Annotated in this window: 17 protein-coding genes; 10 read left to right on the forward strand and 7 right to left on the reverse strand. The window is 58.0% G+C overall.

Annotation, left to right across the window (positions count from 1 at the left end):
• The first annotated feature begins 207 nt into the window (after positions 1 to 207).
• From V1273_RS07265 to V1273_RS07285, 5 genes are all read left to right on the forward strand, one after another.
• Complete coding sequence (locus V1273_RS07265; protein ID WP_334409166.1) at positions 208 to 537, forward strand: hypothetical protein; 330 nt, start codon at positions 208 to 210, stop codon at positions 535 to 537.
• A 4-nt stretch (positions 538 to 541) separates the two neighbouring features.
• A complete protein-coding gene (locus V1273_RS07270) occupies positions 542 to 1,522 on the forward strand; it encodes a reverse transcriptase domain-containing protein (RefSeq protein WP_334409167.1) in 981 nt (326 codons plus the stop codon).
• A 344-nt stretch (positions 1,523 to 1,866) separates the two neighbouring features.
• Positions 1,867 to 2,640 (forward strand): haloacid dehalogenase type II, encoded by a 774-nt coding sequence (locus V1273_RS07275; RefSeq protein ID WP_334409169.1) that lies wholly within the window; start codon positions 1,867 to 1,869, stop codon positions 2,638 to 2,640.
• A gap of 363 nt (positions 2,641 to 3,003) precedes the next feature.
• Entirely contained in the window at positions 3,004 to 3,867 is an 864-nt protein-coding gene (locus V1273_RS07280) for an aldo/keto reductase (protein ID WP_334366932.1), read from the forward strand.
• A complete protein-coding gene (locus V1273_RS07285) occupies positions 3,864 to 4,037 on the forward strand; it encodes a tRNA-binding protein (RefSeq protein ID WP_035726484.1) in 174 nt (57 codons plus the stop codon). The genes V1273_RS07280 and V1273_RS07285 overlap by 4 nt, the downstream gene beginning before the upstream one ends.
• Before the next feature lie 64 nt (positions 4,038 to 4,101).
• On the opposite strand, the gene V1273_RS07290 is transcribed toward V1273_RS07285, so the two are convergent.
• Complete coding sequence (locus tag V1273_RS07290; RefSeq protein WP_334409170.1) at positions 4,102 to 4,824, reverse strand: MT-A70 family methyltransferase; 723 nt, start codon at positions 4,822 to 4,824, stop codon at positions 4,102 to 4,104.
• Complete coding sequence (locus V1273_RS07295; protein WP_334369293.1) at positions 4,793 to 5,041, reverse strand: hypothetical protein; 249 nt, start codon at positions 5,039 to 5,041, stop codon at positions 4,793 to 4,795. The genes V1273_RS07290 and V1273_RS07295 overlap by 32 nt, the downstream gene beginning before the upstream one ends.
• A 1,199-nt stretch (positions 5,042 to 6,240) precedes the next feature.
• Between V1273_RS07295 and V1273_RS07300 the strand changes: the two genes are divergently transcribed.
• Positions 6,241 to 6,420 carry a hypothetical protein gene (locus V1273_RS07300; protein ID WP_334366934.1) on the forward strand — a complete coding sequence of 60 codons (180 nt, stop codon included), beginning with the start codon at positions 6,241 to 6,243 and terminating at the stop codon, positions 6,418 to 6,420.
• Between the two features lie 1,321 nt (positions 6,421 to 7,741).
• Here the strand turns inward: V1273_RS07300 and V1273_RS07305 are convergent.
• The 4 genes from V1273_RS07305 to V1273_RS07320 all read right to left on the reverse strand — a co-directional run bounded on the left by V1273_RS07305 (position 7,742) and on the right by V1273_RS07320 (position 11,195).
• A complete protein-coding gene (locus V1273_RS07305) occupies positions 7,742 to 9,403 on the reverse strand; it encodes a recombinase family protein (protein WP_334409171.1) in 1,662 nt (553 codons plus the stop codon).
• Positions 9,404 to 10,375: 972 nt separating this feature from the next.
• Complete coding sequence (locus V1273_RS07310; RefSeq protein WP_334366936.1) at positions 10,376 to 10,624, reverse strand: DUF3551 domain-containing protein; 249 nt, start codon at positions 10,622 to 10,624, stop codon at positions 10,376 to 10,378.
• Positions 10,625 to 10,670: 46 nt separating this feature from the next.
• Complete coding sequence (locus V1273_RS07315; protein ID WP_334366937.1) at positions 10,671 to 10,862, reverse strand: hypothetical protein; 192 nt, start codon at positions 10,860 to 10,862, stop codon at positions 10,671 to 10,673.
• A gap of 105 nt (positions 10,863 to 10,967) precedes the next feature.
• Complete coding sequence (locus V1273_RS07320; protein ID WP_334366938.1) at positions 10,968 to 11,195, reverse strand: hypothetical protein; 228 nt, start codon at positions 11,193 to 11,195, stop codon at positions 10,968 to 10,970.
• Positions 11,196 to 11,469: 274 nt separating this feature from the next.
• Between V1273_RS07320 and V1273_RS07325 the strand changes: the two genes are divergently transcribed.
• Together V1273_RS07325 and V1273_RS07330 are read left to right on the forward strand one after the other, a co-directional pair.
• On the forward strand, positions 11,470 to 11,700 hold the full coding sequence (locus V1273_RS07325; RefSeq protein WP_334366939.1) for a hypothetical protein: 231 nt from the start codon (positions 11,470 to 11,472) through the stop codon (positions 11,698 to 11,700).
• Complete coding sequence (locus tag V1273_RS07330) at positions 11,700 to 11,930, forward strand: hypothetical protein (RefSeq protein WP_334366940.1); 231 nt, start codon at positions 11,700 to 11,702, stop codon at positions 11,928 to 11,930. Before V1273_RS07325 ends, V1273_RS07330 begins: the two co-directional genes overlap by 1 nt.
• Positions 11,931 to 12,365: 435 nt before the next feature.
• Here V1273_RS07330 and V1273_RS07335 read toward each other — a convergent pair whose 3' ends face one another.
• Positions 12,366 to 12,716, reverse strand: a complete 351-nt coding sequence (locus V1273_RS07335; RefSeq protein WP_334366941.1) for a hypothetical protein — start codon at positions 12,714 to 12,716, stop codon at positions 12,366 to 12,368.
• Between the two features lie 59 nt (positions 12,717 to 12,775).
• On the opposite strand from V1273_RS07335, the gene V1273_RS07340 reads away from it, so the two are divergent.
• Positions 12,776 to 13,429, forward strand: coding sequence for a hypothetical protein (locus tag V1273_RS07340; protein ID WP_334366942.1), 654 nt, complete (start codon positions 12,776 to 12,778; stop codon positions 13,427 to 13,429).
• Between the two features lie 573 nt (positions 13,430 to 14,002).
• Positions 14,003 to 14,602: a hypothetical protein gene (locus tag V1273_RS07345; protein ID WP_334366943.1), complete on the forward strand. Its 600-nt coding sequence runs from the start codon at positions 14,003 to 14,005 to the stop codon at positions 14,600 to 14,602.
• The last annotated feature ends 45 nt before the right edge of the window (positions 14,603 to 14,647 follow it).

Consider the following 14,647-nt stretch of genomic DNA (forward strand, 5'->3'; position numbering starts at 1 on the left):
TGGGCACGGCACGTCGGAAGGGTGGTTCGCAGTTACAGGGGGAGACCCGTCGCGGACGAGGGTAGCGGCCTCAGCATCGCAATAGGCGGTGGTCACGGCGGGAGTCGGACGGGGCAATAGGAGCGTTGATGCCGGGAAATGCCGGTGGAGCAAAGGGCCCCGACTTCTGGTGCGCTTTTGAAGATGGTGAGGTGAAGGTGATTGGTGATGAGCCTGACAACGCCTGATAAGATCCGGAACCTTCAGAGAAAGCTCTACTGCAAGGCGAAGGCGGAGCCCACTTTCCGCTTCTATCTGCTCTACGACAAGATCTGTCGCGAGGACATCCTGCTCCACGCCTATCGTCTCGCTCGCGTCAATGCGGGTGCAGCGGGTGTAGATGGGATGACGTTTTCTCGCATCGAGGAGCAGGGCCTGGAAGCATGGTTGGCGGGCTTGCGCGCGGAACTGGTCTCGAAGACGTACCGACCTGATCCGGTGCGGCGGGTGATGATCCCCAAAGCGAACGCGTCCGCTCGGCATTCCAACCATTCGTGATCGTGTGATTCAGACTGCCGCCAAGATCGTGATCGAACCCATCTTCGAGGCTGACTTCGAGGACAATGCCTACGGCTACCGGCCCGCTCGCGGGGCGGTGGACGCGGTCAAGGAAGTGCACCGGCATTTATGCCGGGGCTACGCTGACGTAGTTGATGCTGATTTGTCCAAGTTCTTCGATACGATCCCGCATTCCGAGCTGACAAAGTCAGTAGCCCGGCGTGTCGCGGATCGAAACGTCCTGCGCCTCATCAAGATGTGGCTGAGGGCGCCGATCGAGGAACGGGACGCGGACGACACCCGGCACATGAGTGGTGGCAAGCGAAACACGCGCGGCACACCGCAAGGCGGCGTCGCAAGTCCATTGCTGGCCAACATCTACATGAACCGGTTCCTGAAGCATTGGCGTTTGACTGGCTGCGGCGACACGTTCCAGGCTCACGTCGTCTCCTATGCCGACGACTTCGTTATCCTCAGCCGCGGTCGCGCGGCGGAGGCCTTAGCGTGGACGAAGGCGGTGATGACCAAGCTCGGGTTGACGATCAACGAGGCGAAAACTTCGCTGAGAAGCGCCCGACAGGAACGCTTCGACTTCCTCGGCTACTCGTTCGGCGCCCATTGGTTTGAGGCGAACGGGAAGTGGTATCTGGGTGTAAGCCCGTCCAAGAAGAGTGTGCAACGGTTCAAGACAAGAGTCGGCGATCTGCTGGTGCCGAGCAACACCGATCCATGGCCGGAAGTACGTGACAAGCTGAACAGATCACTGCGCGGCTGGTCCAACTACTTTGGCTACGGCTCGCGGGGCAAGGCATACCGTAGCGTCGATCAATACGTCTTTGAACGATTGCGCAGGTTCCTCGCGCGAAGGCACAAGGTGCAAGGGCGCGGCAATCGCCGATTTACATTCGATGTCATTCATCGAGAACTCGGCGTTGTGTGCCTCCAACGCCTGCCCCGAGCGGCCCCGTCGTGTGCCTTGCGGTGAAGCCAGTCGGAAAGCCGGATGCCGGAAATCGGCTCGTCCGGTTTGATGAGCGGGGATGGGAAACGGGGCGATGGCCAAAGGCCCCCAAGCTACCGCGCCCATCCTCGACTCTATCACAACGGAAGTCTCGTGGCCAAAAGGACTCGTTGACTCGGAGCAAACATTTAGCGGGGTTGAGCGCGCCACCGAATGGATCGCTGCCGATCGGCCTTGCGCCGAGAGCCAAGCAGGCAGACTCTCACGCTCGGCGTTCGGCTCACTCGGAAGATTGGGTAAAGTCACCGCCAACGACTATCGACCTTCCTCTGAGAGCATGAGTAACGGCAATCCGCAAGGAGGCGAAAATGTCGAGAGATCGTAGAGAGTTCATGAAACTCGCCGGTGCCACGGCGGCAGTGGTGGGCACGGCGACACCGGCCGCCGCCCAGATGAGCGGGCAGTTCAAGTCTATCAAGGCGTTGGCATTTGATGCCTACGGCACACTGTTCGACGTCTTCTCAGTTACGGCGTTGTGCGAGCAGTTGTTCCCTGGCAAGGGCAACCAGCTGGCGCAAATCTGGCGGTTCAAGCAGTTGCAATACAGCCTAATGCGCAGCCTCATGGGCCGCCATCGCGACTTCTGGGGCCTGACCGAGGACGGGTTGGTCTGGGCGAGCAAGAATCTCCAGCTCGACCTGACGGCCGACAAGAAGAAACAGCTGATGGATGCTTATTTGAGCCTCGCGGCCTTCCCGGACGTGAAGCCGGGCCTCGATGCACTGAAGAAACAGGGGATCAAGCTTGCGATCCTGTCCAACGGTGAGCCCAGAATGCTCGAGGCGGCCGCGAAAAGCGCAGGCATCCGCGATCTGCTCGACGAAATCATCAGCGTCGAGGAGGTGAAGATCTTCAAGGTCAGCCCGCGCGTCTACAACCTCGCGCCCGAGCGCATGAAGGTAAGCAACCCCGAACTCGGCTTCGTCTCGGCGAATAACTGGGACGCTGTCGCCGCCGCGTCGGCCGGACTGCGGACATTTTGGATTCAGCGCAGTACCGTCGAGGTTCCCGAGGAATTGGGATTCCAGGTTGATACAATCGTCAAGGCGATCACCGATCTAGCGCCGCTGCTGCGCGGCTGAGCACTGGTAGGCCATCGCTCAAGAGGACTATAGGGCCCGTACTCAACGAGCGGTTCTCGAGATCGGCCGTGCTAACGGAGAGTGCCGAATGCCCGGGTTTGGCCCAACCCGGACCCACGCCCCGCTATTGGGGGGGACAAGCGGACATCAATTCTGCCTCATCTGACCGCCTCGGTCTGCTGGCATTCCCGTTCACCCCGCGAGCCTGATCCGGCTTGCCGGTGCAACCTTCCTGATCCTTGGCGTCGTCCTGATACGGACGTAGCCGCAGAAGTTGATGCGGCCGTAGTCTCTATGGCGTAACCTTGAAACGCCAGCGTCATCACACCAGCCAGCCAACGGCGCCTTGTGAGAGGTCCAGCGATGCCCGCAGATCATGATACGCGCCCTATGGGTCGAACCGGCATCGATGTGCTGCCCTTGGGCATCGGCACGAACAAGTGGCGGCGTGCCGATCGTGGGGCCGTGTTGGAAATCTACAGGACCATTCATGATGCCGGCCCGTGCATGATCGACACGGCTGAGATCTATTTCTCGGAGCGCATCGTGGGTGACTGCCTGCGCGCCGGTCCCACCCGCGCGGTGATAGCATCAAAGTTTCTTCCCTTTCCGGGCCGAACCTCTCCGCGACGCCTGATAAGCGCGCTTGACGGTTCGCTCGCGCGCTTGGGCCTCAAGACAATCGATCTCTACTATGTCCATTATCCGCTGCCCTTCATCGACGTGGGAGTGTTCGCCGAAGGCCTCGTCGAAGCGGTGAAGTCCGGCAAGGCACGCGCGGTCGGCGTGGCAAATTTCAATGCGGACCAGATGCGCCGCATCGCCGATCACCTCGCAAGGGCAGGCGTTCCGCTCGCCGCCAATCAGGTCAACTACAGCCTGCTCCGACGAGCGGCGGAAACGAATGGCGTGCTCGAAGCCTGCCGTGAGCTCGATGTGGCACTGGTGGCGTATTTTCCCCTTGCGTCCGGCCGCCTCACGCAGCCGTCGGACAGCATGGGCACGAAAGCGCTGCTGACGTGTCTCGCCGATATTGCCCGCGCGCACGACGCCAGCATCGGCCAGGTCGCCCTGAACTGGCTGTTGGCGCGCGACAGTCACGTGATTCCCATCCCCGGCGCGACCAAGCCTCATCACGCCAGGACCAATCTCGATGCACTCGGTTGGCGCTTGGGTGAGACCGAATTCGACGCGATCGACCGAGCCTCAGCAAAGAGTGGAACATGAATCCGGCGCACATCAAACCCCTCATCTCCATCTCTGACCTCGACAAGATCGACGTCCGCGTCGGGACCATTCTCGCTGTCGAGGACGTGGCACATTCGGAGAGGCTCGTACGGCTGCGTGTCGATTTCGGCGACCACGCGCGCTCGATTCTCGTCGGCATGAAAAAGTAGTGGCCATATCCAAAGGTGTAGATCGGCGTCTGGTTTGCCCCTTTGGCGTCCAATATTGACCCCACTATGGATCGATTAACTGACTGAGGCCGCGTCCGAAAAAGATTGCCGCGACCGGGGTCAAGGTTGGACGCCGAAAGGCGTCAATGTTCGGAGCCGGAACGCAATCCAGCTTTGGGGCATCGCTTTCGCCTATCGTTTCCTTTTGCGCCTGGCGCTGCTTGATGCCAGCCTGACGGATTGGGGCGCCGCGCACCTCAGCATCGTACTTGCCAGCCTCGCTACCCCACGCGTGCCAGCCGTGGCGCGTCTCACGCGAGAAGATGTCGGCGCGCCGCCAACCCGGCGTGCGATCCGCGATCATCTGATAAAGCTCATCCGGCTTGCGGCTGTGCTGGCGCGCGATGCCGTCAAAGATCGATGGAAACGTGATCAGTGGCGGCTTTCCGATGGTGCCGATCAGGACCTGCTCGTGCATTGATCGCGTCCAAAATCCGCAACCCATACGCAGCTTCCCGCGCCTCGTGACCTTGCGCCAGACGATGTTACTTTTATACCTGACACGCCACGCTTCAAGGCAGGCGAGCGCGTCCGGCAGCATAGGTATGGTGGCCCAACACATCACGATGGCGTCATCCTGGCAGAGATCGCGGACAGGAAGCGCCTTGATCGCGTCGAGCGGCATCACGGTGTAATGTGCCTGAGCCGACTTGCCTTGTCCGGCACGCGAGTAGGTTTGAAATTCCCACGGCGGATCAATCAGCACGAGCCGGAATGAACGCGGCAACAACGGCTCGAAAAGCCAGGGAGTGATCGACACGGTACACCTCACGATCCTGCCCCAACGAAATATCCACGCTGGCCACATCGCTCGGCCGAAGACCGGCAGCTCGCAATGCGAATGCTCCTGGCAACGCCTGTGAGCGCCTGTCCCGCCCTGGCAGCTTTATTGCGCCCGGCTTGTCGTTTTCCGCAAGGTAAATGACATCGCGTTCCTTGAACACGGCCGCGATCTCTTGGGTCCAGACGGCGGCGACACCATGTTGCCGCGCATCGGCACCAATTCGAGTTCATCGTCAATCTGAAGACGGCCAAGGCGCTCGGGATTGAACTGCCGCGGGCACTCCTCGCCATCGCCGACGAGGTGATCGAATGACCGCTTGTGGCCCAACTCGGACCTCCGGTGAGGTCCGCTATCAGGGGTACAGCGGACCTCATCGCCTAATCTGCGGCGCAGGTTATGAGTACAGTCGACAGCCACAGCGCGTTAACTTTTGTTGTAGAGCGGGCTGCCCGCTGCTGCGATTTCAGCGGTGGCCCTTTGTGGGTGAAGGGCTGGTCTCCAGGGGCCTCAGCTTCGACGCCCCAAGCTGGGGCCCTTAGTGCTAGAGGGCAGCTGAAAGGCCCACACGGGGACGAGGGAGTTCTTCCCGTGCTGGCCTTACCACGGGAAGGGGCACTTGAAAGGCTCACACGGAAACGGGGGACGAGGGAGTTCTTCCCGTGGTTTCTTTATCACGGGAGGGCCTTTTGTTATGTCAACAGGCCCGCGCACGCATTGCCATTCCCTGCAAACGGCTGCTTGTTCACCTAACTGGGTGACGCACACACCAGCTTGCCTGGCGCATTTGGGAGCCCACCCGGCCGGGCACGATGGAGCCTCGAACCAGGGTTTGCCGTCGAAAATACTGAGCGGGAAAACTGTCCAACACTCACGGAGAAGTTTGATAACCTGCGCCTGCGCTGATGAACTAGTAAAACTCGTGCCAATCAGAATTAACAGCAGTGGTGCCGCCAGAACGGGAGCGAAATTCATCGCGTCCTCCTTCTCTTTGCGGTCGCGGCTTCACACTACTACCTCAGCGATCAGAGAAAAGGCAGTACGACGGACATAGCTCGAGATTATCCAGCTCGGGTCGATTAGAATCATCAATGGTCCGGCCGCGGCCTGTCATTGGCTTAGCACCGGATATTCGAAGGCAACGACTTCTGGATCGTTTCCACGAACCAGGTTTCACCGGTGTCCTTGGCGGCGAACATCTTGATGTGTTGGCATCACCGACCCGCTTTGCTGGTATCATCAGCGGTGATGTAGCCGCTTGTAAAAGGTTGCTTCGCAATTACAGTGTGCATTGTGAATTGCGTGCGATTGATTTTCGCATTCCTAGACTCTTCCAAATGCTATCGACTTCCTATTCCGTCGGTGAACGTCGATGACAACCTCGTCCAGTACGTGCTGGGCTACCAGACGTCCGATCCAGCCAATGCGATGCTTCTTTTCGGATTGACAGCTATTCCGGCCGGCGCGCTCGTCACCACCTCCGTCGCGGCCGATGGCTCCGGCACGATCGACGACTGGACCATCGTGCTGGTCAAAAAGTAAGCGCGCACGTCGTCGATTTCGATCCGATGCCAGATAGGCTGGGCAGGAACTTTCCCTCGCTCCCATTCGGGAATAAGCGTGCGGTCCGGGACAGTCTCGATATCTAAACAAATGATCTTGTCGTGTTCCATAGTTTTAGGCGGGGCTCTTTTTTGATGAGTGGACCTTGTTCACCGTCTTCATTCGAGGAGTGACTTACAAAGGACGCTGGTGAGATGATCAACCGGGAGGTCCTCATGACACGGATAGTATCCCTAACGAGCCTTATGGCTTTGTTCTCAAGGGTGGGGATTATGCAGTCGAGGCGTTTGATGGGAGTGGCTGTCATTGCTGCAACGTGCATGTGCTTTCATCCCTATGCGCACGCCTATTCACTCTGGTCTACAAGCGCTGTAGGCTGCGTACCAGTGAGCGCGTCAGGTCTTGTTGTCACCGCTGGTGCTGTTACCGCCACGGTTGGCAATACTGTCACGCTCTATTGCGGGGGGCCCACCTCGATAGGTCGTCCCGTTACCCATATCGAAATAAGCTATAAGGGCGGCGGGACCCCCGAACCTACGGAAGCCCGAGACACACAGGCGGCGGCGCGTCTGGATCAATTTTTCAGGGGGATTGCGACAGCTGAGTTCATCGAAGTATCGAAGGAAACAGGAGCTGAAACATCAAAGTGCGCAGTCCAGTCCAACGGTTCGTTTCAGATCGCGACCGATGCAGGGAAATGCAGCGAAACCGGATCGATACCGAATATTGATAAAAATTTCTACTACGTGCGAATTATGGTGAAATCCGGCCTCTTCGCGGGACAAGACATGAGCGTCTACGCGTATCGCTTAGTTGGCAGCCGACGGTTTCTCCCTGAACGGCCGCCGCGATCTCATGGTCCTCTGCCTCCCGCGCGGCTATGAGATCGGCACGCGCGGCAGCCTACATCGCGAAGGCTTTGTAGATCGGGAACCACCATCGTTCGGAGTCGAAAGCGCGATTCCCGTTGGCAATGCCATACGCGCGGATTGAAACAAACAGAATACAAGCGTGATGGCAGCCAGCAAGCCAAAACCATCAAGCTGCCCTTGAATGTCGGGCCTAAACAGAGTGTCGCAACTTGAGAAGTGCTGCACGCCAGAAGCTTTTCGGCTTCTGAAAATCAGAAATGACAATTGACTTGTCGGGCAAATCAGTTGTTTATAGGGAGCCTGCTGATTTTCAGGAGGCTTCTTTATGTCCGATCAATCTTCCGAGCTTATAGAGATCTCGAAGCTCAACGGCGATTTCAGAAGAAATTACGGCAGGCTGATCGGCGCTTATCTCTATCTGCGATCTGTCAGCGCCGCGCGCGGCCGTTCCTTGTTTTGGGCCGGTCTCGCTTCCTTCGTTTGTTCTTTAGCGTTGGCTTGGTTGGCGCGACGTGGTTGGCCAATATGAACCTCGCTTTGATCTCTGCAATCAGCTCGTCCACCGTCTCAACGCGAACCGCCCTGTGGCGGGCCAAAGAGCTGTCGGAAAGCGTTAGATACCTCGGACAGCCCGACGCGGCCACGAGCACATAGTCTTGAATCTCCACATTGGGGGCATTTAATCGCGGGATAACGAGCACTTCGTCATCGGGCTTCGGCCGGTGGACTCGCCATTGCGCGGCATGCTTTGCGCCCCTCTTGGCCAACTGGCGAACGACCTGAAATCGGATCTTTCGTCGTCGGCTCAGTGACAGACTTGGGCCATCTGTTATGTCCACCTGAATGCCAAGATCGCTTCTCAATTCTTCAGCAACCCGCGCTGCAAGGCTTGAGAGAACATCGGACCAATGTTGTCGCGCATCATACCAAGCGCAGTCGCGTGAGGCTTTGTAGCCAATGAGCGCATAGGCTTTTCTTATCGAGCCAAAGTGCTTCACGTAACTTTGGGTAGAGGGAAGTCCGGCCGTATTGCGGATGATGCCGTCGCTAAGCTTTCCCTTGCGAGCAAGCGTGAGCCGTAGCCGCCGCAACATATCGTCCTCGGAGAGAACAACGTACCGCTCGGCCATAATTTTCTGGGCACGTGCGAAGAGGTTTCGGTCAACTATCGGTTCCACCGCCGCTGTGTTCCGAATCCAAATGTGATGAGGATTTCTTGTAAGCTTCTGCCCAAGACGGCGAGACGTGCGGTTGTAGACGAGATTGCCAACATAGTTCTCGTTCTTGAGAATGGCATGGACCATGATGTCGGTCCAAGGACGGCCATGCTGATTGGCGATGTTCGCTCGATTGAGCTTTCTTGCAATGTCAATGTTCGTTTTTCGCTCGACAACGAATTGCTGAAATATCCATCTGACGACCGCGACTTCTTCTTCAGACCCTGGCCGGAGCCGCACACGGTCCGTTTTCAGGGCCTTGCATTCCCCCTTCGCCAGCCTGCCTTTCGAACGCTGCTTCTCATCCACCATCTCCCTGTAGAGTCCGAACGTGAGCGGGCCACCAACGCGATAGCCGAGGCCCGCTATCCGGCAGTGACCGGCGTGCACCTTGACGCCAAGCTCTCGGCTATACTCAGCCGCCATGACACGTTTGATGTTCTTGACGATACTCGACAGGAGACTTCCATCGTTGTCGAACTGTTCAGCGCAATAGGCAACCTTGACGCCGCTTCGCTTGCAGACAAACTCGTAATGCGCGCTCTCATCGACGTCCTGGAAGCGTCCCCACCGGCTGACGTCGTAAACCAGCACGTGATCGAAGTCCGCGTTTCCTGATTGAACATCTTCGATCAATTCGATCAGGCCCGCCCGCCCGTTGATCCTCACTCCGCTGCGTCCTTCGTCGACGTACGTCCGAACGATGGTGAGGTTGCGTTGCTGAGCGTATGCCGCGATGGCGGCCGCCTGATTCTGGATCGAATACCGCTGAAGATCAGTCGACATTCGAACGTACTGTGCCGCGCGAAGAGCCTTCTGGGTCTTTGCCAGTTGCGTATTTCGGCGGATGACGAGCGCATTGACCATATGCATCAATGCTCCAATGCCGCAGCAGCGAAGCTGCCGCGGTATCCCGAGATCGATTCCTCACATGACTCTGTCCGCTGAAATTACATCATGAGACTTTTGTGATGTAGCAGCGGCAAACCTTGCATGACCCACCGTCTTTAGTCGGCGAGTGCCATCCCAAGAAACATAAGATTGTTCTGATCATCGTTTTCTCCCCAGCCCGGAGCATCCAACCGCAACTAGCGGTGGAGGGCAAGGGGCATACCCCCAAAGTGCACAGGTGGAGTCAGCCTTTGGACTTAGCCTTTAGCCCCAGCTCTACAAACCGGCGGATGGCTTCGGAAAGATCGATCTTCAACGACATTCAACGCATAGCGGAGAAGGCGTCTTCGTGATGCTGTTGAAGGCCCGCCGGTTCACGCTGGCGGGCTTCCTTCATGGACCTTCGACGACGGACCGCAGCCGCTACATGCGCTTGCCGGACCAACTCGCGCAATAATTCCAAATCGCGGAGTTCAGTCAGAAGATTTGCGGACAGGGTAGAGTAGTCGTCAATACGTTGCTGAAGAGAAGGCATTTTAAAGAAACCCTCACTAACTATTACTCATACTTCATTGTGAAGAGGGGGGACGGCGGCTTCAACAGGATTCGTCTAATTTGAGAGCCACATCCGGAGTCTTACGGGCGCTTCAATTTGTGGGCAGAGCCTTTGCGAAGAGGCCGCTAGCTCAGGGCAGCTTCTTTCATTCGCGGCACAGGCAGGTGGTTCGCGCGGCCTGCCCTTTGTCAGCGGCCGTACAGACGATAGGTCCGATTGAGGTCTAGTCTGCTCACCCCCGGCTACTTCCCCAAGCCGGGGGTTTCTCCAAGCGCTGGCGGCCCCGGTGCGTTGCGTATTGCCGGGGCCGCTACAGCGACCCGAGCACCTGCCAGACAATAGCCAGCACCAGTATCACCAGCATGGCGTAAGCGGTCCTACGGCCAATGCGGTTCACTTTAGTAGACCCGGCGATGCCGCCGATAGCCCGCGGGCTCTTGCGAACTCGCGAAATATGGATTGATGACGCACTGTGCCGATCGGCCCGATGCCGACGCGTTGCATTGGGGCAGCGACGTGTAGCTGCATTCGTAATAGATGGTCCGGTCGTACAGGCGCAGGCAAACTGGATAAGCCGGATCGTACATCTGGGCAGTCGCCGGAGAGACCATCCCGATCGTCAAAATCGCCAAGGCCAGAATGCGCATCAGAGCCTCCTTCTGCATTCAGCCCAAGGAGTGCCAGCCTCACTCTTTAGCTGATAATCTCCTTGACCTTGATGCCCCGCAAGGCCTCGATGCAATCAGCTACCAAATGCAAGAACTCATGCCGCTTTATGCTTTTCACCTGACGCCCTTCCATATTGATGAGAATGAACCTCGCCATTTCGTGGGCGACTTCAAATTGCGATTTGCCGATAACCTCAACATCGATCCTTTCAGCCATTTCGCTCTCCGCTAGTTGGAATTGGAAAGCAGCAGCCTGTGGCGAACACCTTGATGTGCTCGGGATCGCCAACCTGCTTGCTGGTGTCGATGTAGACAAAGACGGTCATTGGTCTCTCTTCAGTTTGCGCCTGCCCCAGTGATGACTTTTGCGATCGGCGTTGAAGACCCGCTCGACGTGACGATTTAACGCCCGCATGACGCCGATACGGGCCAGCATCGTCGGCCCGCCGCTCTCCGCAACCAAGATTAGCGCCTCCATCGCCGCCTGCCATTCCGGCGCTGAGTGCTCGGCCTTCGGCAGATCCATGATGTAGGTAGCGGCATCCTTCAACGTGAGGAGCCGCCGACCATCGGGAAGCGGTATTGGATCCTCAAACGAGGCGGACCAAGGCAATAAATCTACTCGGGCAATGATCTTGGGTGTTCCATCTTGTCCAAGACTATCGGTAGCGGCTTGTCATCTTGTTCTTGTTTTGTACTATCGCCAAATGACGACCGATCGTGAAATCGAGACCCTGTTCAGGCGGCTTCGCCTTTACGACCAGCTCAGGCGCCGGGCCGAGGGGCTTATTCGAAAAATCCAGAGAGAGATTTGAGGAAGCGCTATGGGACTACGGCACGTGCGTTCCGAAATCGAGCACATGCGCGTCCAGGTCGGAAGGCAGCGCAGGGAGATCCTGCAGCTTCAGCGCGCCGGCATCGCCACAGCGGCGGCTGAGCTCTTGCTCGGCAGGATGCTGGCGAAGATTGAAGGTCTTTGCGCAGAGCGGGACCGGCTCAGGAAGGAGCAGGGCGGACCGACGATAGGTCGCGTGCTCGGTGGCCGGAGCTGGTGATGCCAGAGCGGCTCAAATGGTACGACGAGAAGGCGGACAACTCGCCATGGATCAGGGCGCTTGCTGAAGTGCGCCAGCGGGCTGCGCGTGAAGGCTACTGTTATCAGCACGTCCAGGCGATCACGGTCGCGATCGATCAGTACGCGGAGAAGGCATTAGGCAACCGCGACTACTTCCTCAACAAGCCCTACAGCATCGGCGGGCCTAGGAAAGCCGGTGACGCGCCGTAACCTGCTCCAGAACGACGCGCCCATTTTCGCCAAGAATCGGACCCAGCCCGAGTTCGCCATTTCGGGGTGGCCGCAGTGGCGAGGGGCCCGGCGTCCGTCGTCCGGAATCGTCGCGCGCCGGGCCGCCTAGTGCGCCGACGCATAGGAGGCGGGATTGCGTTAAATCCGTTCCCCGTGCCCTCGCTGGCGATCCTGGACGGCATCGATGTGCCGGCGCCGGGGCGCTCGTGTTCGGGGCAGGGAAGGGCGGGCTACTCGGGTTGGTCAAAGTCCAAGCGGGGAGGTGGACGAGGCCACGCCCCAGGATCTCGCTACATGCCGTTCGGGCTAAACTTGGGACTGTCTAGCAAATTGCGATTAATCACCAGTCGAGGATCCGTGTCCTTCTGATGCATGAACGAGGCGCTGATCCCAGAAATCGTAGCAAAAGGGGACTTAGTGGAGTTTTGGATCAGATTTAACCACCCCATGAAAGTCGACGGCAAGTGTAATCGCCACGTCAAAGAGTGAAGGCGAACTGAGATTTCTGATCTCACATTTGTAGGCATGAGATCCCTGCGGCCATCCGGTCATCATTCCGGCATCACCGTACTTGATTGTTGATTGGCCGGCTTGGTGCGGAGTTTCGGGGGCTGACGACAATTGAACCACGGTGACGCGCCCTCCGGGAGGCAGCTTCGTCGGGAGGAAGTCCACGAAACAATCCGCGCGGACGTTCACGACGTTTGCGCGGTCTTTAGCCCATTGGATCAGCGCCGGAATTGCGATGAAGAGGACCGCGCCCATACCAGCTTGCTATTGCGAATGCGAAGGCCGCGGACGCAATGAAGTCTCCGAAATTATACATGAGGCTCTGCAAATACGGCCACTCGCTGGACCGCGGGCGCGTCTATTTCAGGTACGGGTACGAGTGCAGGCGTTGCCGAAAGTGTGACAAACTTCGTAATGCCAGAGCTGGCGTCCTCAGACCGGGAGACATAGCAAAAGCTTCGAGCGCGCTGCGGAACGGGGTGACAGTTAATCAGATCATTCACGGCATGCCGATGGGCGGAGGTCCTCGAAATCCATCTTTGATACTCGTCAACCCTGTGGCGTTTTACCGCTTTCGACGTGAGAACCCAGAGTTCAACGGGTTCGTGCTGGCCGCGATTGAAAAGAGGATCGGGAGAGCCAACAATCCTGTGCTAGCAGTGGCAGCCGGGACTTTCAGGTACGACTGGGATCAGGCCGACTATCAAATCATCCAGGCGATGGTGCCTGAAAATTTTCCGGACAGGGACGTCGTAGTCAACGACGTGATCGTATCCCTCCTCGAAGGAAGACTTGATCGCAACCAGATCAGCGCAAAGATCTACTACTACATCAGAGCCCAGAACCTCGCGTTCCCAACTAAATATCGCAAGTTCGGCAACAGTCCTCTTGAATCGCTGGATGAGGTCCTGTTCGAGGACGGGACCGCGACCCGGGGCGACACGGTCAGCCGCGGTCTTTGGGACTAGAACGCGCAGAGGCACCCCAGAGGGGCGGGGGATTTTAAGTAGGGCCGAAAGCGCTGATGAGCCCGATCACTATGGGGATGAGACCAGCGCAAATCCATAATGCGGGTGCACTGGAGCTTAGGCCGGCAATAAGGATCCAAAGACCGAAGCCGACGATGATGGCCGAGATCGCATAGGCGGCCCCTTTTTCCATGTTCGATCCAACAGCAAAACCGGGATCGATCGCCCTCTATGACTCGCTAGTGGGGCAAAACGTTCCGGTGCCCGTGGACGGCTGCCCCCTGGAAAGGTGATTTCGTGAGCAAATCAGCAGGCGGCGGATCGTATTCGTTCGACCAGCCGGCGTCAGGTCCCGCCGGGAGCAGGGTTTCAAACCAATCTCCGCTACTTCCGCCCGCGCCTGATTCGGCCGCCATGCGTTCCGCCCGGCCTCATGGCCGGGCCGAATTCATGGCCGCCAACGGCGACGGCACTTTTGGGCGAACAGCGACTTCGAGCGCACCAAGGCCCGCCAGTTCAGGCTGACTTGCCACTTATCGACGTTCAGCTAACTTCGGTGCAGCGGAGTGTCCCATGAATTGGCGATCTGCGGCAAGGAAGGCAAGCCTATGGATCCTCGGGTCCCTCGGCGCCGGTATATTGATTGCCAAAGCCATTGAAAAATGGGGAGACCGAATTGGGTATCTCGACGACCCCTCAAACGGTTTCCAGTGGGCGCTCGCCAAGGCTGCTGCAGTCACGGAACAATGGTTCTTTTATCCAGCTTTGACTTTCCTGATCGGATTGGCGATCGGCTTGTGGGTTGATGCGTTATTTCGCAGCAGAAGCGCCGAAAGAGAAGCGGAGCTTGCACTGCTGGGATACGATCTGAGGGAATTTTCAGACTTCATTGTTGAGCGCGCTGGCCAGATTAACCAACGGTGGCCAACCTGCATAAGTGACCGCATGCCGGACCTGCAAGCCTTACTAAATCGGGCACATGGCGCTGGGCTACCCGCTCCACCGCCAGAGGTCATGCAGCTAAGCGACGATGGCGAGCACTTTGCCGGTTACCTCCGGGACGTGGGCACGTTTCTGATCAACAATCAGTTTGCGGGAGCGAAGAACGTCGCCCTTCATTGGAATGCAGAGATCGAAAAATACGCCGCCAGCCGTCAGGGCGGCGGCGTTTGATTTCCTTTTTGATTTCCTTGGAGAACGAGGAAAGCCAACTCTCTG

The sequence above is a fragment of the Bradyrhizobium sp. AZCC 1721 genome (genome assembly GCF_036924715.1).
In the GTDB taxonomy this organism is placed as follows: Bacteria; Pseudomonadota; Alphaproteobacteria; order Rhizobiales; family Xanthobacteraceae; genus Bradyrhizobium.

Coding starts and splice junctions, on each gene's coding strand:
- V1273_RS07265 (WP_334409166.1), top strand. CDS start 208: ATGAGCCTGACAACGCCTGATAAGATCCGGAACCTTCAGAGAAAGCTC.
- V1273_RS07275 (WP_334409169.1), top strand. CDS start 1,867: ATGTCGAGAGATCGTAGAGAGTTCATGAAACTCGCCGGTGCCACGGCG.
- V1273_RS07280 (WP_334366932.1), top strand. CDS start 3,004: ATGCCCGCAGATCATGATACGCGCCCTATGGGTCGAACCGGCATCGAT.
- V1273_RS07285 (WP_035726484.1), top strand. CDS start 3,864: ATGAATCCGGCGCACATCAAACCCCTCATCTCCATCTCTGACCTCGAC.
- V1273_RS07305 (WP_334409171.1), bottom strand. CDS start 9,403: ATGCATATGGTCAATGCGCTCGTCATCCGCCGAAATACGCAACTGGCA.
- V1273_RS07310 (WP_334366936.1), bottom strand. CDS start 10,624: ATGCGCATTCTGGCCTTGGCGATTTTGACGATCGGGATGGTCTCTCCG.
- V1273_RS07315 (WP_334366937.1), bottom strand. CDS start 10,862: ATGGCTGAAAGGATCGATGTTGAGGTTATCGGCAAATCGCAATTTGAA.
- V1273_RS07325 (WP_334366939.1), top strand. CDS start 11,470: ATGGGACTACGGCACGTGCGTTCCGAAATCGAGCACATGCGCGTCCAG.
- V1273_RS07330 (WP_334366940.1), top strand. CDS start 11,700: ATGCCAGAGCGGCTCAAATGGTACGACGAGAAGGCGGACAACTCGCCA.
- V1273_RS07335 (WP_334366941.1), bottom strand. CDS start 12,716: ATGGGCGCGGTCCTCTTCATCGCAATTCCGGCGCTGATCCAATGGGCT.
- V1273_RS07340 (WP_334366942.1), top strand. CDS start 12,776: ATGAGGCTCTGCAAATACGGCCACTCGCTGGACCGCGGGCGCGTCTAT.
- V1273_RS07345 (WP_334366943.1), top strand. CDS start 14,003: ATGAATTGGCGATCTGCGGCAAGGAAGGCAAGCCTATGGATCCTCGGG.